Source organism: Actinoallomurus bryophytorum (genome assembly GCF_006716425.1).
In the GTDB taxonomy this organism is placed as follows: domain Bacteria; phylum Actinomycetota; class Actinomycetes; order Streptosporangiales; family Streptosporangiaceae; genus Actinoallomurus; species Actinoallomurus bryophytorum.
Genome location: NZ_VFOZ01000001.1, coordinates 879933 through 895454 on the forward strand (window position 1 = coordinate 879933; position 15522 = coordinate 895454).

Annotated in this window: 14 protein-coding genes; 5 read left to right on the plus strand and 9 right to left on the minus strand. The window is 71.8% G+C overall.

Going from position 1 to position 15522, the window contains the following annotated elements:
- The first annotated feature begins 144 nt into the window (after window positions 1–144).
- The 3 genes from FB559_RS04185 (at window position 145) to FB559_RS04195 (ending at window position 2491) form a co-directional block, all read left to right on the plus strand.
- Window positions 145–666 (plus strand): TetR/AcrR family transcriptional regulator, encoded by a 522-nt coding sequence (locus tag FB559_RS04185; protein WP_141953449.1) that lies wholly within the window; start codon window positions 145–147, stop codon window positions 664–666.
- A 77-nt stretch (window positions 667–743) separates the two neighbouring features.
- Complete coding sequence (locus tag FB559_RS04190; protein WP_141953451.1) at window positions 744–1943, plus strand: MFS transporter; 1200 nt, start codon at window positions 744–746, stop codon at window positions 1941–1943.
- Between the two features lie 98 nt (window positions 1944–2041).
- Window positions 2042–2491 carry a cupin domain-containing protein gene (locus FB559_RS04195; protein ID WP_141953453.1) on the plus strand — a complete coding sequence of 150 codons (450 nt, stop codon included), beginning with the start codon at window positions 2042–2044 and terminating at the stop codon, window positions 2489–2491.
- A 104-nt stretch (window positions 2492–2595) separates the two neighbouring features.
- On the opposite strand, the gene FB559_RS04200 is transcribed toward FB559_RS04195, so the two are convergent.
- The 6 genes from FB559_RS04200 to FB559_RS04225 form a co-directional block, all read right to left on the minus strand.
- On the minus strand, window positions 2596–3546 hold the full coding sequence (locus FB559_RS04200) for an electron transfer flavoprotein subunit alpha/FixB family protein (RefSeq protein ID WP_141953455.1): 951 nt from the start codon (window positions 3544–3546) through the stop codon (window positions 2596–2598).
- Between the two features lie 11 nt (window positions 3547–3557).
- Window positions 3558–4337: an electron transfer flavoprotein subunit beta/FixA family protein gene (locus FB559_RS04205; protein ID WP_141953457.1), complete on the minus strand. Its 780-nt coding sequence runs from the start codon at window positions 4335–4337 to the stop codon at window positions 3558–3560.
- A gap of 231 nt (window positions 4338–4568) precedes the next feature.
- The gene (locus tag FB559_RS04210) at window positions 4569–5234 is read right to left on the minus strand and encodes a hypothetical protein (protein ID WP_141953460.1); all 666 of its coding nucleotides are present in this window, start codon (window positions 5232–5234) and stop codon (window positions 4569–4571) included.
- A gap of 69 nt (window positions 5235–5303) precedes the next feature.
- Complete coding sequence (locus FB559_RS04215) at window positions 5304–6758, minus strand: protein kinase domain-containing protein (protein WP_141953462.1); 1455 nt, start codon at window positions 6756–6758, stop codon at window positions 5304–5306.
- A gap of 24 nt (window positions 6759–6782) precedes the next feature.
- Entirely contained in the window at window positions 6783–8417 is a 1635-nt protein-coding gene (locus FB559_RS04220) for a serine/threonine-protein kinase (protein ID WP_185792033.1), read from the minus strand.
- Window positions 8418–8473: 56 nt separating this feature from the next.
- Window positions 8474–9283: a serine/threonine-protein kinase gene (locus FB559_RS04225; RefSeq protein ID WP_141953466.1), complete on the minus strand. Its 810-nt coding sequence runs from the start codon at window positions 9281–9283 to the stop codon at window positions 8474–8476.
- A 51-nt stretch (window positions 9284–9334) separates the two neighbouring features.
- On the opposite strand from FB559_RS04225, the gene FB559_RS04230 reads away from it, so the two are divergent.
- On the plus strand, window positions 9335–10861 hold the full coding sequence (locus tag FB559_RS04230) for a DUF885 family protein (protein WP_141953468.1): 1527 nt from the start codon (window positions 9335–9337) through the stop codon (window positions 10859–10861).
- A gap of 9 nt (window positions 10862–10870) precedes the next feature.
- Here FB559_RS04230 and FB559_RS04235 read toward each other — a convergent pair whose 3' ends face one another.
- A complete protein-coding gene (locus FB559_RS04235; protein ID WP_141953470.1) occupies window positions 10871–11302 on the minus strand; it encodes a hypothetical protein in 432 nt (143 codons plus the stop codon).
- A gap of 123 nt (window positions 11303–11425) precedes the next feature.
- Here FB559_RS04235 and FB559_RS04240 point away from each other — a divergent pair, with 123 nt between their 5' ends.
- On the plus strand, window positions 11426–12883 hold the full coding sequence (locus FB559_RS04240; protein WP_141953473.1) for a sulfatase family protein: 1458 nt from the start codon (window positions 11426–11428) through the stop codon (window positions 12881–12883).
- Window positions 12884–12938: 55 nt separating this feature from the next.
- On the opposite strand, the gene FB559_RS04245 is transcribed toward FB559_RS04240, so the two are convergent.
- Both FB559_RS04245 and FB559_RS04250 read right to left on the minus strand, forming a co-directional pair.
- Window positions 12939–14369, minus strand: a complete 1431-nt coding sequence (locus tag FB559_RS04245) for a MinD/ParA family ATP-binding protein (RefSeq protein ID WP_141953475.1) — start codon at window positions 14367–14369, stop codon at window positions 12939–12941.
- 184 nt (window positions 14370–14553) lie between these two features.
- Window positions 14554–15516, minus strand: coding sequence for a hypothetical protein (locus tag FB559_RS04250; RefSeq protein WP_141953477.1), 963 nt, complete (start codon window positions 15514–15516; stop codon window positions 14554–14556).
- Between the last annotated feature and the right edge of the window lie 6 nt (window positions 15517–15522).

Sequence of the window (15522 nt, forward strand, 5' to 3'; positions counted from 1 at the left end):
TTCCCGTCCCCGCAGGTGACGGGAGAACCCGGCCTTTCACGGCGACTCCGCCGGCCGCCATACGGCCCGACCGGGGAGGGAATTACGTCGCGTCCGTCCCGGTTTGACCGTGTGTACCGTCCGGACGGTATAGTTGGGAGCGCCATGAAACGAGACGACCTCCTCGACGCCGCCGAGGCTCTGCTCTGCGAGCAGGGCACCCAGGCGCTCACCCTGTCCGCGGTGGCCGACCGCGCCGGGGTCAGCAAGGGTGGTCTGCTCTACCACTTCCACACCAAGGAAGCGCTGGTCAGAGGTCTCGTCGCACGGCTCGTGGAGGAGTTCGACGCGTTGATCGCGTCCTACGACTCGGGCGGCCCGGGGGCGTACACACGCGCCTTCGTGGAGGCCAACCTGGCCGTCGTCATGGACCGTGACCAGTCACGGCTCCTGCGGCGATGGGCGACGGTGAGCGCGGCCGCGGCCGATCCGGAGCTGCTCGCCCTGGTCCGCGAGGCCATGCACCGCTGGCATGACGTCGATCCGGCCGACGACCCTGATCCGGTCGCCGCACGGATGGCGCGGCTGGCCGCCGAGGGGCTCTGGGAGGTCGTCATACACGACCCCGGCCTCTACGACGAGGCGCAGCTCGAAGAGCTGCGCGAACGGCTGCTCGAACAGCTTTAGCAGCCGATAGACGAACTGACGAGCCGGTGCCCAGCGGGCGCCGGTCGTTCCGTGCGCAATGCGAAAGAGGTGAAATCATGACGTCTCGGGTCCTCTCCCGTGCACGCCTGGGCACCGTACTCACGTTCGCCCTGGCCGGCATGCTCTGCGGAATCTGGGTGTCGCGTACCCCGGCGCTCGCCGCGAGGTTCGGGCTGAGCGACGGCTCTGTCGGCATCGCGATCCTCGTCTGGGGAATCGGTGCCATCATCGCGATGCAGGGGCTGCGGGGCGTCATCGCCCGGGCCGGCAGCCACGCGGTGCTGCGGATCGCGGCGCCGCTGACCGCACTCAGCCTGGCGCTCATCGGCCTGGCCCCGAACTGGCCGTTGCTGCTCGCCGCCGTCGCGGTGTTCGGCATGACCTTCGGCCTGACCGACATCGGGATGAACGCGCAGGGCAGCGCTGTGGAACGTTCCTATGGCCGGCCGGTCATGAACGCGATGCACGCCGGATGGTCCGCGGGGGCCATCTCGGGCGGCCTGCTCGGTGTGCTCAGCGCCTCGGCCGGGCTGTCCTTCGGCCAGACCCTGTTCTGCGGCGGGCTGCTCGCCCTGCCCGCGACTCTGGCGATCGGGCGTTGCTACATCCCCGACGGCCCCGTGTCCGCGGCGACCGGCGACCGCCGTACGAGGCTTCCGCTCGTGGTCTACATCGTCGGCGGGCTGGCGTTCGCCGCGTTCATGATGGAGGGCTCGATCGCCGACTGGAGCGGGCTGTACCTGAGCCGCGAGCTCGGCGCCGGCGAGGCGATCGGCGCCCTCGGCTACCCGATGTTCGAGGGCGCGATGCTGGCCGGACGGCTCGTGGGCGACCGGCTGCGCTCCCGTGTCGGCACCCGCCGGCTGATGACGTACGCCGGCCTGGGTACGGCCGGTGCGGTGGCCGTCGTCGTCCTGGCGCCGACGGCCGAGGTCGCGCTCGCCGGCTTCGTCCTCACCGGCCTGGCGATCTGTACGGTGATCCCGACCACCATCTCGGTCGCCGGCACGATCGCGCCCGGCCGCTCGGCCGGCGCGGTCGCCCAGGTCGGCGCGATGGGGTACGGAGGCCTGGTACTCGGACCCGTCGTGATCGGCTTCCTGGCGAACGTGTCGTCACTGCGCGTCGGGCTGGGCGTGGCCGCCGTACTCGGACTGCTCATCGCGGCCGGCGCCCGCTACGTCCCGATGCGACGCCTGGTCGCCATCGCCGGCGAACGCGAGCACGAGCGTGAGGCCGTCAGCCTCGCCGCCTGATCGCGCCTTTCCACGGACACCGGGGGCCGTTCGCCTCCGGTGTCCTCTCATGTACGGGGTGGGGCGACACTGGTCCGACGGACGGCGACCGAGGAGTCATGGTGGGCAACGCGATCGTGCTGGCCGACGGCGAGGGGCAGGTCTACAGCGCCCGCGGGAGCGAGCTGGTGTTCAAGGCCGGGCGGGCGACCACCGACGGCCGGTTCTCCTTCATGGACCGCACGCTCCCGCCGGGCGGGCGGCGGCCGCCCAAGCACGTGCACGTCGCGGCCTCCGAGGCGTTCTACGTCCTCGAGGGCGAGATCGAGTTCTGGCTCGACGACGCCACGACCCGGCAGGGAGCGGGCGCGTTCGTCCTCGTACCGGGCGGGGTCTCCCACAGCTTCGCGAACGCCGGGCCCGAGCCGGCCCGGCTGCTGATCCTGCACGCGCCCGCGATGGACGCCTACTTCGAGGAGCTGCACGAACTCTGGCTGGGCGACGAGCCGCCCGCACCGGAGACGGAGAAGGAGTTGATGCGACGCCACGGCATGGTCACGGAGACCTGAGCGCCGGACGGCACCCGGACAAGGCAAGGACCCGGCGCCACCGGCCCGGGTCCTGCCCTGTCCGCGGCGGCGTTCCGGCCGGCGAGGACCGGGACGCCGCCCCGCTACTTGCGCTTCTTGATCTCTTCGGTGAGCTGCGGTGCCACCTGGAACAGGTCGCCCACCACTCCGTAGTCGACCAGCTCGAAGATCGGCGCCTCGGAGTCCTTGTTGATGGCGACGATCGTCTTGGAGGTCTGCATGCCGGCCCGGTGCTGGATGGCCCCGGAGATGCCGACCGCGACGTAGAGCTGCGGCGACACCGTCTTGCCGGTCTGGCCGACCTGGAAGCTGTGCGGGTACCAGCCGGCGTCGGTGGCGGCGCGCGAGGCGCCGACCGCCGCGCCGAGTGAGTCCGCCAGGTCCTCGATGAGCTTGAAGTTGTCGGCTCCGCCGACACCACGGCCACCGGAGACCACGATCGCGGCCTCGGTGAGCTCGGGGCGCTCACCCTTCTCCTGGACGACCTTCTCGACCACGTGAGTGCCCTTGGCGGCGTCGGAGAGACTCACCGACACCTGCTCCTCCTCCGGCGTGGAAGGGGAGGCCTCGGGGGCGGTGGAGTTGGGCCGTACGGCGACGATAGGCGTGCCCTTCGACACCTTGGCGTGCGAGACGATCGCCCCACCGAAGATCGAGTGCTCGCCGACGAAGTCGTCCGCCAGACCGACCACGTCGGTCAGGACGCCAGAGTCGATCTTGACCGCGAGCCGGCCCGCGATCTCCTTGCCCTCACCGGTCGCGGGCACCAGCACCGCGGCGGGCGACTTGTCCGCCACGAGCTGTGCGAGCAGCTCCGCCTTCGGCGCGACGACGTAGGACGTCAGCTCCTCGTCGGCGGCGACGTACACCTTGGCGGCGCCGTACTCGGCCAGCTTGTCCTTGGCACCCTCATACCCCGGCCCGATCCAGACCGCGGCGGCCTCGCCGTGCGCCCTGGCCAGTGTCAGGAGCTCGAAGGTGACCTTCTTGACCTCCCCGTCGACATGGTCGACGAGGACGAGAATCTCAGCCATTTCCCCGCCTCTCAGATGAACTTCTTCGACGCGAGGAACTCCGCGGCCTTCGAGCCGCCATCACCCTCGTCCTTGACGATCTGACCCTTTTCGCGCGGCGGCGCGTCGGCGAAGTCGACGACCTCGGTGGAGGCTCCGGTGAGCCCGACCAGGGCGGCGTCGATCTCGGCGTCGGCGACGGCGAGCTTCTCGACGGGCTTCTTCTTCGCCGCCATGATCCCCTTGAACGAGGGGTAGCGGGGCTCGTTGATCTTCTCGACCACGCTCACGACGGCCGGGAGCGTCGCCTCGACGCGGTCGAAGCCGTAGTCGGTCAGGCGCTGGGCCTTGATCGAGGTCCCGTCGATCTCCACCTTGTTGGCGAGCGTCACCTGGGGGACTCCGAGCCGCTCGGACAGCATCGCGGCGAGCATGCCCGTACGCGCGTCGGTCGACTCCGAGCCCAGGATGACCAGGTCGAACCCGATCTTCTTCAGGACCTGGGTCAGCGCGTACGACGTCGACAGGGCGTCCGAGCCGACCAGCGCCTCATCCGACACGTGGACGGCCTTGTCGGCGCCCATCGCGAGGGCCTTGCGGATCGAGTCGGCGGCCTTCTCCGGCCCCATGGTCAGGACGGTCACCTCTCCGCCCTGCGCCTCCTTGATCGTCAACGCCTCTTCGACGGCATACTCGTCGAGCTCGTTGATGACGCCGTCGGCGGCCTCACGGTCGAGGGTCTTGTCACCGGACTTCAGCTTCCGTTCGGTCGCCGTGTCGGGTACCTGCTTCACGCAGACGACGATGTTCATTCCGTGTACGCCCTCCCTGCACACTTCATAACGCGCCTCTCTCCGTCCCGCCTCGCCTGCGTAAAAGAACAGGCGCCGCCCGGTCGGGCCGGCGCGGGGTCATGCGTTCGCACCTAAGACTGCCAAACACCCGAAGGACATTCGGCTTCGGGGGGCTCCGGCAGTTTGTACGCCCATGATGTTACCCGCGAGTAGCCACCCTGCAAAACCGCACGGGACGGGCGAGCGGGCTCAGGAGACGTGCTGGCGCACCGAGTGCTGGAAGTTGGAAAGCTCCTGCGCGATGGAGTTCTTCAGCTCGTACACCGGCGAGAACCTCGGCTGCAGCACGATCGCGCCCGCCACCGCGGCCAGCGCGAGCACGCACAGCAGCACGCCCGCGACCGCGATCCGCCGCGGTTCGGCGGCGAGCGCCGTGAAGACACGGACCAGATGGCGGCGGGGCGTGCGTACGCCGGGAGCCGCCAGGACGACATACGCCGCCGCGCCCGCTCCCCACGCGGCGCCGACCAGCGGGGCGACCTGAACGTGGACCGCGGACACCGACATGATCAGCAGCGGCACGGCGACGGCGAACACCGCGGCGTACGGCAGGCTGACGAGAGTGCCGGCGGCGCCGCGTGCCAGGTCGAGCGGGGCGGTCAGCGGACCGGCCAGCACGCGCAGGAGGCCCTCGTCGCCGTGGCGGCGAGCGTGCAGCTCACCCGCCCGCAGGTAGGACGCGGCGGCCAGGGCGAGCAGGAGACCGAAAAAGGGCAGCACGACCGTGAAGCCCACCACGATCGCGATGACCAGGTAGGCGAAGAGGCGCGACCAGCCCTCGACCACGGCGTCGGCGTCCTGTTCGTCCGCCAGCCGCTGCCCGAGGGGGATCGCGTGTGTCTCGTCCGACGTCATCGCCAGGCAACATTACCGGCGCGAACGCCGTTCGGGGGTCATGCTGGACGGTGCTACGTAAAGGGCGGGTCAGCCCAGATCCCGGATCAGGTCCTCAGCGAGATCGGCCAGCCGGCCGAGAACCCGGTCCGGCGGCGGGAGCGGCCACCAGTACGGCGGGAGGACCCAGCCGGCGACGGCCGCGCCCACCGCGAGAGCGGCGATGAGGAGCCCGGCACGCGCGGTCGCCCGCCGGTCCCGTGCCAGCGCCGACAGGAGGCGTACGAGCTGGCGGCGCGGCGCCATCACCCGCGGGCCGGCCAGGATCATGTACGCGAAGACGACGGCGGTCCACTTGGTGATGCCGCCGGACGCGACGGTGCCCTCCAGCTTCTCGCGGACGAACAGTGAGGTGCCCACCGCCGTCGCCGCCAACCCGGCGTACGTCACCGCCGGCACGAGCATGGCGGTGGAGCGGATCCGGCCGCCGCCCGTGGGTGCCAGCACCAGCTCGCCGGCGGTCCGCACCGGGACACGACGGTTGCGGACGGCCGAGTCGCCCGCACGCAGGTACCACCCGGCGGCGACGACCCCCGCGCCGCCGAGGAACGGGAGCACGGCGCAGGCCGCGGCGGCGCCCCCGATCGACACGTAGGCGAGCACCTTGTAGACCCGGAGCGACGGACGGCGCGCGGGAGCCGTACGGTCCGGGAGCGTCTCCTCCGCGGCGGCGGGGAGCACCGGAACCTCGGGGCCGGCCCCGCGCATCCGTTCCACGAGCCGCGGCGCGGACGGGCGGCGGGCCGGGTCGCGCTCGAGCGCCGCGCGCAGCAGGGGGTCGAGCCAGGGCGGCACGCCGTCGAGGTCGGGACGGCCCGACGCGATACGGGCCAGCACCGACTCCAGCGAACCGGTGCCGAAGGGCGACCGGCCGATGGCCGCGAACGTCACGGTGGCCGCCCAGCCGTACACGTCCACCGCCGGTCCCGGCGTCGCCCCCTCGATGATCTCGGGTCCCATGTATCCGGGCGTCCCGACGACCTGCCCCAGGCGTGTGAGGCGGGTGGCGTCCACCGCGTGCGCGATGCCGAAGTCGATGACGACGGGGACTCCGCCGACGAGCATGACGTTGGTCGGCTTCAGGTCGCGGTGGACGACGCCGGCACCGTGGATCGCCACCAGCGCCTCCGCCAGGCCGGCCGCCAGACGCCGCAGCGCCTCGCCGGAGAGCGGTCCACTGGCACGGACCGTGTCATCCAGCGGGCTGCCCTTGATGAACCTCGTCACGACGTAGGGCCGCTCGGCGGACACGTCGGCGTCCAGCACCTCGGCGACGTACGGGCTGCGCACGCGCCGCATCGTGTCCACCTCGCGCGCCAGCCGGCGGCGGAAGTCGGCGTTCACGGCGAGCTCGGGCTTGAGCAGCTTGACCGCGACCTCATGGCCTCGATGGTCGAGCCCGCGGCGTACCACTCCCATGCCGCCCTCGCCGATGAACTCCAGCAGGCGGTACGGACCTGCGCGCTCCGTGTCGGAGCCCTCCACCGGCGTCACGGCACGTGTACGCGATCAGTGCCCGAGCAACTGGCGGATCTGATGCCGCGTGTGAGCCAGATCGTGGTTGAACTGGGGAAAGTTGAAGGGCCGCAGTTCCGGGGTCTGGCTCAGCGAGAACGACACGAGAAAGAAGGTGAGCAGGGCGACGACGCCCACGACGATCAGCGCGCGGTCGCGCCGGGGCGCGACGGCGCCCCAGATGCGCGCGAGCTGAGCGCGGGCCGGCTGGCTGCCCGGCCCGAGGCACTGCACGATGATGAACGCCGCGGCGCTGAACGACAGGGCGCGCGCGGTCGTCATCTCGCTCTTGGACGCCAGCGCGATGACCAGCACCACCAGGGCCGCGAAGATGCCGACCGGGCTGATCAGCGCCATCACGAGGCCCGCGCGGACCACCGAGAACGGCGACTTCACGATCACCCCGGCGACGTCGGCCGGACGTGGTCCACGCCGCGTGCGCTTGGAGGTGAGGGTCTGGTGCGCACGGTCGGCCACCCGCAGCAGCAGCAGGACGATCAGCACGATGATCACCGCGACCGACGGCACGACCATGGCCAGCCCCACCGCGCCGGCGAGGAGGATGAAGCTGAGAAGCCGGTAGAGGCCGTACGGCTTGGGCTCGTCGGGCTTCGGTCCCGCGTCGGGCGGCCGCTCACGCGACGCCGAGGGCGGAGGCGGCTGCGGGTACGGCCGGCGGCCGTACGGCGGCGGGGGCTGCTGGGGCGGAGGCGCCACCGGCGGCAGCTGACCGCGAAAGTCGCGCGGGTTCGCCATCGGCGGCGCGGCCACGGCCGTGAGCGGCTTGGTGTGCGGCGCCGAGGGCTTGTCGAACATCGTGGCCTCGACGTCGAGACGCGAGGCCAGGCCGATGAGCGCCTGGGCCGTCGGGCGTTCGGCCGGGTTGCGCGCCATCGCGGCGCGGACCAGCGGCATCATCGCCGCCGGCACACCGTCGAGGTCGGGCTTGCCCTCCATGATCTTGTAGAAGATCGACTCGAAGGTGCCCGAGCCGAAGGGCGCGCGGCCGGTCGCGGCGAAGGCGATGGTGCTGGCCCAGGAGTGCACGTCGGCAGGGGCGGCGGCGTCCTCGCCCTCGATGATCTCCGGTGCGAGGTAGCCGGGGGTGCCGATGACCAGTCCGGTGGCGGTGAGCCGCGTCGCGTCGACGCCCTGCGCGATGCCGAAGTCGATGACGACCGGCTGCCCGTTGTCGAGGAACATGACGTTGCCGGGCTTGAGGTCACGATGGATGATCCCGGCCGCGTGGATCGCCGCGAGGGCGTCGGCCAGGCCGGTGGCCAGCCGTTGCAGCTCGACTCCGCGCAGCGCGCCACGGTCGCGCACGGTCTGCTCCAGCGTGCGCCCGGGGACGTACTGCGTCACGACATAGGGCGGCTCGGCCGTGACGTCGGCGTCGACGATCTCGGCCACGTGCGGGCTGTGCACCCGCCGCATCGAGTCGACCTCGCGCGCCAGCCGGCGCAGCGCGGTCTGGTCGGAGGCGACGCCGGGACGCAGCACCTTGACGGCCACCTGGCGCCCCTGGGCGTCGGTGGCCAGGTGCACGACCCCCATGCCGCCTTCCCCGATCTTCTCGAGCAAGCGGTAACGGCCGATCATCTGCCCGGACGTGTCTACCCCCTCCATAGTTCCGCCACGATACCCGTGCATGTGGGGTCAAGCGGGTGCCAATCAGGACAACGTCACGAAGCGCGCCTCGGTTCGCCCAGCGTAAGCCGGGCGGAGAGCCAGGCCGCGGAGGGCCGTGTCGCCGGGTCGCGTCGCAGTGCGAGCCGCAGCAGCGAGAGGACCGGTTCCGGGACACCGCCCAGGTCGGCGGCGCCGCTGAGTACGCGGAAGCACACTCCGTGCAGCGATCCGGCGCCGAACGGCGGGCGGCCGGTCGCGGCGAAGGCGACCGTCGCCGCCCACGAGAAGACATCGGACGCCTCGCTCGAGCGCCCGCCGTCGATGAGCTCGGGCGCGACGTAGCCGGGCGTGCCGGTCAGCATGCCGGGCTGGGTCACCTGCGCGGCGTGCGACTCCTGCGCGATGCCGAAGTCGATGATCTTCGGGGCGCCCGCGATGACCATCACGTTGCCCGGCTTGAGATCGCGGTGCAGCACGCCCGCCCCGTGGATCGCGGCGAGCCCCTGCGCGAAGCGCCCCGCGAACACGGTCAGCGCCTCTCCCCGCATCGGGCCGAACCGCGCCGAGAGGTCGCGCAGCGGCACCCCGGGGACGTACTCGGTGACGATGAACGGCCGCTCCCCCGTCAGGCACGCGTCGAACGCCTCGGCGACGTACGGGCTGCGTACCCGTGCCATCGTGCGCGCCTCACGGGCCAGCCGGCGGCGGATGGCCGGGTCCCCCGCCAGCTCGCGGCGCGGTTCCTTCACCGCGACGACGCGACCGAACGGATCCGACGCGCGGTAAACGACGGACGTGGCACCCTCCCCGACCGCCTCGAGCAGATCGTAGGAGCCCAGTGGCCGAACCCCTATGCCGTTCATGACCCATTCGACGTGAGATCGGCGGCGTGGGTTCCGGCTATTGTCCGGGACATGGATGCTCTGCCGGCGCGGCTCCGTGCGGTCTGCGATCTCCTCATGCCCCTCGTACGCGAGGGGGCGGGCCGGCACGAGTACGACGGCCGCCTGCCCGACTACTCGGTGCCCGGCGTACGGGACGCGCTGACCCGCGTCGGGGCAGGTGAGCGTCTCGACGATCCGCACGACGAGGCGCATCTCCGGGCGTTCGAGTCGCTTCTGCGGACCACGTACGGCGAGCTGGAGCTGCATCGTCGTAACCCGCTCGACCACCTGGAAGCGCTCGACCTGGCCTGTTACGAGCGTGAGTACGCACCGGCCGCCGAGCGCGAGGCGGCGCGGCTGCGGCACCTGGCGGGCTGGCCGGAAGCGGCCGACGCCGCCGTGCGTACGCTCGACCTGGTCCCGGCGCCGGTCGCCACGGCGCTGCTCGGCGCCATCCGCGGCCTGTCCGCCGGCATACCCGCCGACTCCGGCGAGACCGGCGCCAAGGCACGGGCGGCGCACGCCCGGCTCGTCGCGCACATCGAGCACCTCGCCGAACACGGCGACCCGGACGCCGCGCTCGGCGCGGACGCGCTGACCCGGCTGATGGGCACCCCGGAGGCCCTCGACCTCGACCTCGGCGGCCTGGCAGCCGAGGCCGACCGCGAACGCGACCGGCTGATCGAGCGCCTGACCGAGTCCTGCGCGCGCCTCGACCCCGCGAAGCCGCCGCTGGAGCTGTGCCGCGAGCTCGTACGGGACCATCCCGACATCGACGGCGTGCTGGAGGCGTCACGGCACTGGACCGAACGCGCCCTGGAGTTCAGCCGCGAACGCGACCTCGTGCCCTACCACGACGGTGAGTGCCGGGTGGGGCTGTCACCGGAGTCACGCCGGTGGGGCATGGCGATGATGTCCTGGGCGGCGCCGGGCGAACCGGACGCGCCCTCCTGGTACCACATCAGCCCGCCGGACCCCTCCTGGCCGGAGGAGGACATCGAGGACTGGCTGCAGGTGTTCAGCGCGACCACGCTGCCCGGCGTCACGGTGCACGAGGTCGCTCCCGGGCACTACTCCCACGGCCGGGCGCTGCGGCACGCGCCGACGGCGGTGCGCAGGACGCTCTACTCCTGGGCCTTCGTCGAGGGATGGGCGCACTACGCGGAGGAGCTGTGCGTCGAGGAGGGCTTCCTGGCCGACGACCCGAGGTTCGAGATCGGGGTGTGGCTGGAGGCGCTGGTACGCGTGACGCGCCTCGCCTGCGCGATCGGCGTGCACAGCGGGGAGATGACGGTCGAGGACGGCACGCGCCGCTTCGCCGCCGACACCCACCTCGCGGGTTCGGCGGCGCGCGCCGAGGCCGCTCGCGCGGTGTTCGACCCGACCTACGGCAGGTACACCCACGGCAAGCTGGAGATCCTGCGGCTGCGCGAACGCGCACGCGCGGAGTGGGGCGCCGGCTACTCGCACCCGCGCTTCCACCGCGCGATGCTCGAGCTCGGCGCGCCGCCCCTCGGCCTGCTGGGCACGGCTCTCGGCCACCCGCCCAGGATCTGAGAGCGCCGGTCAGCGACCGCCCCAGCGGGACACCTCGGGGCGGCGCAGCAGAATGCCCGCCGTGAGCAACGCGCCACCGGCGAGCAGTCCGGGCAGCAGGTAGACGAGGGCATCCGGCGCGAGGCCGCCGGGCGGCGCGGCGAAGATCAGGACGGCGAAGGCCACCATGCCGGCCAGGAAGACGGTGCCGATCATCGCGGCGACGCGGGCCATGAACGCGATCGCGGTCCGGCCGCCGCGCCACACGCGCCAGATCACCAGCGCGAAGACCACCGTCCAGAACGCGACCGTGGCCAGCGCGCCGGTCCGGCCGGATGCCCGGTGTTCGTGCCCGATCCGCCACAGGGCCATGACCGCCGAGGCGACCCAGAAGGCCACGAGCAGTCCTGCCGCCACGACGAGGGGGCGGGGCCTGCCCTCGGCCGGTTCAGGGGGGAACATGGCCGGGAGCGTACTCGCCCGTTCCTGACCTCTCACAGGGTCGTGTGAGAGCGGTCCCATGGTCCTCCAAGACTCCTCGGTCACGCTGACGGCCTGTCCACGTCAGCGACGGAAGGCCCTGAGATGAAGCGGTTCGCGGCACTGACGATCGCGGCCTGCCTGGCGCTCGCCTCATGCCGGGCGGACGCCTCCGAGCGGAGCTCACAACAGACGGCGGCCCAGGCTGCGGCCCAGGCGCGGGGCCGGCCGAACGTCATCTTCGTCCTCACCGACGACCTCGCGACCAACCTCGTCGCGTACATGCCCAAGGTCCAGCAGATGCAGCGGCAGGGCACGTCGTTCGGTAACTACTTCGTGACCGACTCCCTGTGCTGCCCCTCACGGTCGACGACGTTCACCGGCAAGTTCCCGCACAACACCGGCGTCTTCACCAACACCGGCGCGGACGGCGGCTACCAGGCGTTCAATGCCCACGGTGACCAGCGGCAGACCTTCGCGACCGCGCTCAAGTCGGCTGGCTACCGCACCGCCATGATGGGCAAGTATCTCAACGGCTACCAGCCTGCCGACCCGGTGCCGCCCGGCTGGAGCGAGTGGGACGTCGCCGGCAACGGCTACCCCGAGTACGACTACTCGCTGAACGAGAACGGCAAGGTCGTCCAGTACGGCCACCGGCCGGGCGACTACCTGACCGACGTGCTGAACCGCAAGGGGCAGGACTTCATCGCCCGGTCGGCCAAGGCGGGTCAGCCGTTCATGATGGAACTGGCGACGTTCGCCCCGCACGGCCCGGCCACACCCGCGCCGCGTGACGCGAACAAGTTCCCCGACCTCAAGGCGCCGCGCGGCCCCGCGTTCAACGAGGCCGACATGTCCGACAAGCCCAAGTGGATCAAGGACCGCCCCGCACTGAACCAGAAGCAGACCAACCGGATCGACCTGGCGTTCCGCAAGCGGGCGCGCGCCGTGCAGGCGGTCGACAAGATGCTCGGTGACCTGCAGGCGGCCCTGAAGAAGAACGGCGTCGACCGTGACACCTACATCGTGTTCGGTTCCGACAACGGCTTCCACATGGGTGATCACCGGCTCATGCCGGGCAAGCAGACGGCGTTCGACACCGACATCAACGTGCCTCTCGTGGTCACCGGACCGGGTGTCGCGGCCGGCCACAAGTCCACCGTGCTCGCGCAGAACACCGACCTGTGCCCGACCTTCGAGGCCCTCGGCGGAGCGAAGGTGCCGGACTCGGTGGACGGCCGCTCGCTCGTGCCGTTCTTCAAGGGTGACGCTGTGCGGGACACGCGTGACGCGGTCCTGGTCGAACACCACGGTCCCGGCCAGGCGGCGGACGACCCGGACAAGCAGACCGGGGCGATGGGCGACCCGCCGAGCTACGAGGCGGTCCGCACCGACCATGACGTGTACGTGGAGTACGCCGACGGCGAGCGGGAGTACTACGACGTCCGCAAGGATCCGAACGAGCTCGACAACGCCGTGTCCCGCGTGCCGGCCGAGCGGCTGACGCAGCTCAAGTCGATGCTGCACCGGCTGGAGAAGTGCTCCGGCAAGGCGTGCCGCTGATCCTTCGCGGAAGCGGGGCGGGTCCGGCGGGGCCTGCCCCGTGGCGTACGGGGCGTCAGCGGTTCGCTCTGGTCATCGCCTCGGCGGCGACCGTGAGCGCGACCGAGCGCGTGGTCTCGGCCAGGAGTGAGGGGATGAGCACCCCGCCCGAGGCGAGATGACGGTCATAGGGCAGGTACGCGACGCCGACCCCGTTGTCGCGCAGGAGCGCGGCCGCCTCGTGCAGGTCGGGCCGTGCGTGCGGGGCGTGTGTCGCGAACACCGCCATCGTGCGGGGTACGAGTCCCCCGAGTTCGTTGCGCTCCATCCAGTCCAGCGCGCGGCCGACACCGATCGCGCCGTCGTTGGTGGCCGGCGTGACATGGACGCACGCATGGGCGCTCGCGAGGATCGCCTCCGGCAGCTCTCCGACCATCCCCACCCCGCAGTCGATCACGACGACCGTGAAGAAGCGTTCCAGCACGGAGGTCACGGACGCGTAGGTCGCCAGATCGAGCGGCTGGTCGGCCATCTCACCGCGGGCGCCGGGCAATACCCACAGGCCCACGTCTGTACGGGTGAGGTGCGGCCTGACCTCCTCGAACGAGGTCGGCCGGGTCCCCGCGAAGTCACGCAGCGACGGCGCCGCGGTCATGCCGAAGCGCATCGGCAGGGACCCCAGGCCGGGATCGGCGTCGATCAGCAGGACCCGGTCCTGACGGTGCCGGGCGAGCGCGGACGCGATGAGCACGGCGACCGTCGTCTTGCCGGCTCCCCCGCGGACACTGCTCACCGCGATCCGCCGGATCGTCGTCACCGGCTGCTGCATGGCGGCCGCCACCGCGGTCCAGTCGTGCACGTCCTGCGCGGCGGACACGCCGACCACGCGCCGTACCCCGCGCCCGACCCGCCGCAGCAGCGGATCTCCGTGCATGGCCCGGCCAGGCTCAGGCGGCTCGGGCGGTGGCGGGACCGGCTGCTGATAGTGCTGCGGTGGGCTGACCGGCTGCGGCGGGGCGTTTCCCCAGGGGCTCTGCCCGTCCACGTACGGCTCGGGAGGGATCCCCGTGCCCGGTCCCTGGACGACGACATCCCACCGTGTGGACGGCGGTGCTTCGTACGCCGGCGGTCCTGACGGTAGGTCCGCAGGCGGCTGGGGGGCGGGGTTCGCGTTCGGGGCACGGCCGTTCGGTGCCGGACCGTCGGGTTCTTCCGGCCGGGCGAGTACGGGCGGCGACAGGGTGGACGACCCCTTCGACGCGGACGCCGGGATCGATGGTCCGGGCTCGGGAGGCCGCGCGGGCTCGGGAGGCTGCGCGGGCTCGGGCACGGCCGGATGCGGCGAGGCCTGAGGATGGCCGTCGACGCTCGGTGCCTCCGCGACCGGTGCTTCTGCGGCCGGTGCCTCCGCGGGGAAGACGGTCATGCCGGGCTCGACGTTCAGCTCCTCGAGGACCTTCGCCTGCCAGTCCTCACCGACCACCACCGGCCAGGTCGCGTCGGTCATGCCGGCCACCACGTCCGACCGCGGGAACCGTACGGAGAACGGCGACCACTGCGCCGCTCGTCATCCGCGCCACGGCGGGCGAAACGCGCGGCCAACGTCACGGTCAACACGACATCGAGCCTATGTCGAAAGACCGGCGGCTCCGCGGCTCTTTTCCCCCGGCGGCTGCCCGCGCGGCCGGTCGTCAGGGCGATGGGGGATGCCACCACCAGTGGTGCGACGGAATGCCTGCCGGTACGGCACCGGGCGGCACGGGACCCACCTCCGCGACCACGTCCCGAAGCTCGTCGTCGATCTCCTCGATCTCCTCCATGTCGACGAGGGAGACCGCGGCGCCGCCGAGAAACCCCTCGAACAGCGTCTCCAGTGCGGAACGGTAGAAGCAGGCGGCGAACGGCCCATGCGCCCTGACCGCCAGCGCGTACGACTCGGCGTTCGAGACGTAGGCGCCCAGCTCCCCGCGCCGGGCGGCGACCGCTTCGGCGAGCTCGATCCGCCGCGCCTCGGTGCCGACCGGTCCCGGCCAGGCCGAGGCGGTGCCGAGCACCATCGACATGACCCGGTCGAACGGCATGCCGGAACGCGCGTCCGTCACGGCCTGGGCGAGGTACTCCTCAGCGGTGCCGCCGAAGACCCAGATCGGCGCTCCGTCCGGCTCGGCCGGCCACCCGAACGCCTCCAGCCATACGCTGCCGTCCGCATCGACCTCCACGACCGCCTGGAGTGTCACGGTCGTGTGCGCCACCTCCGCCGCGACTCGGTCGAAGACCAGCCGACCTCGCGAGGCGGACCGCAGCTCACCGTGCGCCACCGTCGCCGAGGCCGCGGCGTGGTAGGGCCCGATGGGCGAGCCGGCACCGCGTTCGGCCACCGGGAGCTCTCTGAGCCGCCGCAACGAGAGGGTGGCCGCCTCCACGGGTGAGCGGAACGCCAGCCGGTCCGCGTTCGCCCGTACGACCTCGGCCATCGCCCGCGACCCGGCGGCGGGATCCGTCTGAACGCCGCCACGGCCCAGCGCGGCGATCTCCGCCAGATCGGCCGCCAGCTGACCGCGCACGGCCTGCGGATCCGCCAGCATCCGATTCGCGGCGATCTCGTCCTCACGCCCGTTGCTCATCGCCTCGAACATCCCATCCCGGAACGGCACGCGACA